The following is a 5,235-nucleotide window of genomic DNA, read 5'->3' as shown; positions in this document are numbered from 1 at the left end:
ACAAGAACATCCTCGTGCTACTTTGCTTTTTGTTGCACATCGGCAAGAGATACTTCGGCAAGCGCAGAAAACATTTCAGGCTGTTTTGCGAGATGCAACGTTTGGTGAACTCTGGGTAGGAGGAGAGAGACCAATGCATTATAATCATCTTTTTGTATCGGTACAGACGCTCAATACCCAATTAGAGCATATTGATATAACATCAGATTTTTATGATATGGTGATAGTTGATGAAGTTCACCATATTGCTGCTGATTCCTATCGACCAATACTGGAAAAATTCACGCCGCAAATACTCTTAGGACTTACGGCAACACCGGAACGGCACGATGGTACATCTATTTTAACAGATTTCTCTAATACCATTGCCGCAGAACTGCGATTGCCTGATGCAATCAATCGTCGTCATCTTTGCCCTTTTCAATACTTCGGAATTGATGATACCGTTGATTTATCTCGGGTGGTGTGGAAACAAGGGAGATATGTGCCTTCAGAGTTGACGCGAATTTACACACAAAATGATACTCGTGTGCATCATATTCTTCGCAATATGGAAGATATTCTGGATGATATACACTCCATAAAATGTTTGGCCTTTTGTGTTTCACAGGATCATGCGCAGTATATGGCAGAAAAGTTTCTGTTGAATGGTATTTCTTCAGCAGTTTTAACAAGCAAAAATAGCAATGAGCGATCATCCCTTAGAGATCAGCTTGTTCGTGGTGAGATTAATGTTCTATTTGTTGTTGATATTTTCAATGAAGGAGTTGATATACCGGAGATTGATACGGTCTTATTTTTACGACCAACAGAAAGTTTAACCATTTTTCTACAACAGTTGGGGCGTGGACTTCGTTTGACCCATGGGAAGGAGCTTTTGACGGTTCTTGATTTTGTTGCCAATGCTCGCCCAGAATACGATTTTAGTACAAAGTTTCGAGGTTTGGTTGGTAAAAGTCATACCTCCATAGTTGATGAGATTGAAGATGATTTCCCCCATCTCCCCTTAGGATGCTCTATAGTGCTTCAAAAACAGTCTAAAGAAATCATACTCAATAATATCAAGAAAGCTGTGGTAAATCAGCGGCGGCTTGTTGCGTGGATACAAGGGTATAGTCAACATACTTCTGCACCTCTCACTCTTCCAAATTTCTTACAGCAATACCCATCAGTCACCCTTGAGGATGTGTATAAAACAAAAATCAGTGGTGGCGGTGGATGGAGTCGCCTTTGCATAAAAGCAGGCAAGCTCGCTAATACCATTAATGAAACTATTGAGAAGACTTTGTTTCGAGGTATATCGAATAGGATTCTTCAGTGCTCATCCTACTCGTATCTCAGATTTTTACTAAAATTATTTACATCGGACGGTTTGTGGAATCGTGAAAATGAGGTAAAAAATCAGTGGGCCTTGATGGCATACTACGATTTTTGGCAGCTTCCTGGGCAGGAGTTTGGTTTTACGACTCTTCAAGAAAGTATGCAGGTGCTGACCAGTGACTCTGTTTTGAGAGATGAGGCAATATCTCTTATCGAGTGTGCCCTTGAGCGCATTGACACAGAAGAACTGCCCATGAAATTATCGGTGCCTTGTGCCTTAGGAATTCACGCACGGTACAGTCGAGATGAAATCCTCTCAGCATTTGGAGTACATGATTTTCATAAAAAATCAAGTAGTCGTGAGGGTGTCGTAGAAATAAAATCAATAAATACGGAGCTCTTGTTTGTCACCCTTAAAAAGACAGACAAGAGATTTTCCCCAACCACTCTTTATCATGACTATGCCATCAACGAAACTCTTTTTCACTGGCAGTCACAAAACAGTGCTCGTCCGGATCGTGGTAAAGGACTCTCCTATGTTCGACACAAAGAGTCGGGAAAGACCATCCTCCTCTTTGTTCGTGAACAAAGTTATGATGAGTATCGTCGAGCCATGGGGTTTATAAATCTAGGCCCCGTTAGTCTTCAGTCACATCATGGAAGTCAGCCCATGAATATCACGTGGGAATTACAGACACCACTGCCTTCATTTCTATGGAAAGAGGCGGCCAAACTAGCTGTGGGATAATGGACAGGAACGGTCTTGTGGAACGGGGGAGGGTTTTGCATTAACAGGGTTCATTATGGGATAAATTCTTTACTCCCGATAGAAAGGAGTATCTCTTCATTCGTGAAAATAACTTCATCACTGCCCTGGCCATACTATCCAAGATTTAGCATGATACTTTTAGAATTGTATCTCACAGGGATTTTTATTGCTTGTATTTCGGTGTTTTTTACACTGTACGGGAAAAAGCTGTGTGTCACCTGTGAAAAGCTGTGTCCCTGCAATCCAAATCTACGTTTTTGGAAACAGGTGTACGGGATCTGAAGCTCAGGGAATAAGCACATTCTGAGGGGGGAGAGGTTACGCGCAAATCAGGGAGAGTACCACGGCCTCCTTATCAGCAAGGCCGTGGTCTGGATATCTCTTTCTAATAAAGCACAAGCCGTTGTGTACGGTTAATATTATTACCCGTGATGCGTACGATAAAAACACCCCGGGATGATGTTTCAAGGGGAATAAACTGCGATGTTTGCCTGTCCAGACTGCGTTGTAAGACTGTCCTTCCCTGAATATCCGTAAGGGTGAGGCGTACTTCTTCTGTTGATGGGATTCCCCGGAGCATCAAGCCATTTCCCTGCTGAGCAATTTGCAGAGATGCCATGGGGTTTTCAGTGTCAGTAATACCGGTTTGATCATCCCGGAATGCCATAAGGGTATCTGCCGGTACGGTAAAACTGTTTCCGTCACTGAAATGGACTATTCTCTCACGGGGCTCATGATTATATACCACGTAGGTTCTTTCTTCATCCTGCGATCGGTGGCGGTGTCAATGTCGGGGGGGGGCATTGAAAAAGCTTACTGAATCCAGCCTTCTTTCATGCACCAGAGATATGCGGGCATCCTGTGCAGGATTTCCTGCAGATGTTTCCACGGTGGCATAGATCCCGTTTGTTGTTTCTGAACCGCTCCCGTCGGCGATATCGATAGTGCATCCGGCCAACAACAAAACAGCTGTAAGAAGTAGTACATATTTATTTGTTTCCATGGGTACACTCCCTTCCCGGGGCTACAGTCTCTGAAAGGGGAAAAAGCTGAATATTCAGTTGATAGACCCGATTGTGATTTTGGGTCTCCTGTGTTATATTCAGCATGAGAGTTCTGAACTCAGCAATCCGTTCCTTTATAAAGGGGAGTTCCTCTTCAGCAACGGTGATGGAAACAGTGGATATGTCGCGGCACTCTTTTTCTTGGCGCTCAAGGGATTGTTTTGCCAGATCCAGGGTCTGTCTTTGAAAATTTCGTATGGTCATGCTCTTCCATGCACTGCCCGTTGATATCAATGTTTCCGTGAGAACGTACTCTCCCGATGGATCTTTCTGTATAAGGGACAGCTCCTCAAGGAGGGTAACCGACTCCTGTGCTTCCTCTGTGGTTATGGGGGGGGAAATGCTACGGGCCAGGGAGGCACAATCACCCCTGAATCCACCAAGACTGATAACAGCACGTACTGCTGTATGATACCATTTTTCGTAAAACTGACAGGATTTTTCGTCTATGGTGGTGATTTCATTTCTGCGCAGGGAAAGCAGTGCTTCAAAATGGTGTTGTATTGCCCCTTCATCACGCGCCTTATTGAAGGCAACGAGATGCTCAAGGTATTTTGCTTCTTTTTCAGTAAGCCTGCATAATTGTATAATGGGTGGGATGGTATCGGAAGAGATATGTTTTGTCTCCTGCAGTACCTTTACCAGATACCCCGCATCAATGGACAATCTTTGCGCCATATAGCGATAGGAAAAGATTGATTTTTCCTTCTTTTGTGCCGTATAGAAATCCCGAAGGTATTCTCTGTATTCAAGATAGTTGAAAAGTATCGGTCTCATAGATGGTATCCTTTACTTGTGTCATTGTTTAAATATAGAAACAATCTGCCTGATCACTCATTCTATTTCTTCACTTCAGGGTATTTCCGTTGACGTACTGGTCTACACATAGCCGAGTTCTTATTTAGCAGATACTAGAGAAGAGATCACCCTTTGTATATAGTATGGCCTATCTGCTTTTAGATGAAAAGATATTTCCAAAGAAAACAGCTTTTGTAATCGTAGGGGCAAAAGAATTGGGACTTCCGCAATAGAATAGGGAAGATGTATCACCGAAAGACATCTTTGAGACAACAGAGGTAATACACATGATTTGCAAAAGCAAGTAAATTTTTCTCATTTCTACTTTTCCCAAAACCCATGGAGCTACAACAACTATATTTAGATCAATAATTATCGATTACCCTTGGTGGGGAAGTGGGTACACCGTGGCAGCACACCCAGATTGTGGTGTACCAATGGAATGGGAGGGGCTCGTGACAGTTCTTTCACGGCACTGCGTAAAAAGCAGAATAGGGGTATTTCCTGCTGGTCGGTGTGGGTTTCCTGTTTTTCTACACAACGAGGGATTCCTGCTAGAGTACATTCATAGACAGAGACGGAGTTAGGTATGGAATCTGTATTTTTATATAGTGATTATCGTAAATACATGAACGACTATTTTGTATACAAAAAACAGGAGTCGTACGGATTCTCCTATCAATCTTTCGCTGATGCGGCGGGGTTTAAGTCTCGGGGGTTTATTTATCGTGTTATGAAGGGCGTGAAGAATCTTTCACCCGCAAGCAGTCGTCAAGTAGCAAAGGCAATGGATCTTGCCAAAAAAGAGATTGATTACTTCCAGGCCCTTGTTGAGTTTAATCAGGCCCGTGATAATTATGCACGACACGTGGCCTATGAAAAAATGGTTGAGGTAAAGCGATCGTCCCGACGTACCCCTGATATCGCTCTTTTGACAGATGATCAAATTGAGATGCATTCCAGGTGGTACCATCCGGTGGTTCGCTCTCTCATAGGTATCACAGAATTTTCCGGTGACTATCAAGCTCTTGCTGAAATGGTTACTCCTGCTATTACGGCGGGACAAGCCAAAAAGTCTGTACGACTTCTTTGTCGCCTCGGTCTTATTGAAACGGGTGAGGATGGCGTGTTTCGTCTGACAAATACAACCGTATCAACGGGAGATGAGTATCAATCCATGGCGTTGCAGAAATACTACGGTGAGTGCTTTGATTTGGCCGAGCAGGCCATGAACACCATGGCTTCCAGCCAACGAAATGTAACAGGGCTCACCCTTGGCTTGTC

Annotated in this window: 5 protein-coding genes; 2 read left to right on the top strand and 3 right to left on the bottom strand. The window is 43.5% G+C overall.

Features of this window, described 5'->3' with window-relative positions; all coding sequences use genetic code 11:
* On the top strand, nt 1-2,068 hold a 2,068-nt coding region (locus tag CALK_RS11500; protein ID WP_034638315.1), incomplete at its 5' end, for a DUF3427 domain-containing protein.
* 406 nt (nt 2,069-2,474) lie between these two features.
* Here CALK_RS11500 and CALK_RS11495 read toward each other — a convergent pair.
* Genes CALK_RS11495 through CALK_RS11485 form a run of 3 tightly spaced genes read right to left on the bottom strand, consistent with a single transcriptional unit; the run spans nt 2,475 to nt 3,930 of the window.
* Nucleotides 2,475-2,837, bottom strand: a complete 363-nt coding sequence (locus tag CALK_RS11495) for a T9SS type A sorting domain-containing protein (protein ID WP_022637833.1) — start codon at nt 2,835-2,837, stop codon at nt 2,475-2,477.
* A 36-nt stretch (nt 2,838-2,873) separates the two neighbouring features.
* Nucleotides 2,874-3,092: a hypothetical protein gene (locus CALK_RS11490; protein WP_022637832.1), complete on the bottom strand. Its 219-nt coding sequence runs from the start codon at nt 3,090-3,092 to the stop codon at nt 2,874-2,876.
* Entirely contained in the window at nt 3,079-3,930 is an 852-nt protein-coding gene (locus CALK_RS11485) for a TIGR02147 family protein (protein WP_022637831.1), read from the bottom strand. The genes CALK_RS11490 and CALK_RS11485 overlap by 14 nt, the downstream gene beginning before the upstream one ends.
* Nucleotides 3,931-4,540: 610 nt before the next feature.
* On the opposite strand from CALK_RS11485, the gene CALK_RS11480 reads away from it, so the two are divergent.
* Nucleotides 4,541-5,235 (top strand): TIGR02147 family protein (locus CALK_RS11480; RefSeq protein WP_034638312.1); only part of this gene is annotated, 695 nt, incomplete at its 3' end.

This window comes from Chitinivibrio alkaliphilus ACht1 (assembly GCF_000474745.1).
In the GTDB taxonomy this organism is placed as follows: Bacteria; Fibrobacterota; Chitinivibrionia; order Chitinivibrionales; family Chitinivibrionaceae; genus Chitinivibrio; species Chitinivibrio alkaliphilus.
This window is presented reverse-complemented; position numbering and strand designations above follow the sequence as displayed.

Coding starts and splice junctions, on each gene's coding strand:
- CALK_RS11485 (WP_022637831.1), bottom strand. CDS start 3,930: ATGAGACCGATACTTTTCAACTATCTTGAATACAGAGAATACCTTCGG.
- CALK_RS11490 (WP_022637832.1), bottom strand. CDS start 3,092: ATGGAAACAAATAAATATGTACTACTTCTTACAGCTGTTTTGTTGTTG.